Below are 262 nucleotides of genomic sequence, written 5' to 3'. Positions count from 1 at the left end.
ACTGCCGAGACACTGATGCCCAGCTCCTCCGCCGTATCCTTATACGACATTCCTTCCCGATAGCACAATCGGATGACGGAAGCAGTCTGGTCGGTCAGGTCGTGGTCGATGCAATCCACGGCAGCCTGCCATCGTTCTTCCAGGCGAGAAGGTTCTTCCTCCGTCAATTTCTCTTCCGAGAGAGGGAGAAGCCGTTTCAGTCGTTCATCTCTCTTCTTTCTGGCTATAAGATTGATGCAGGCATTCTTCACGCTCCGCATCA

General features: G+C 53.4%; 1 protein-coding gene. It reads right to left on the bottom strand.

Going from position 1 to position 262, the window contains the following annotated elements; genetic code table 11:
* The coding region (locus DXD25_RS16990; protein ID WP_187360503.1) for an RNA polymerase sigma factor at positions 1-262 on the bottom strand (262 nt) is incomplete at both ends.

Source organism: Prevotella sp. TF12-30 (genome assembly GCF_003436715.1).
GTDB classification, from domain to species: domain Bacteria; phylum Bacteroidota; class Bacteroidia; order Bacteroidales; family Bacteroidaceae; genus Prevotella; species Prevotella copri_A.
This window is presented reverse-complemented; position numbering and strand designations above follow the sequence as displayed.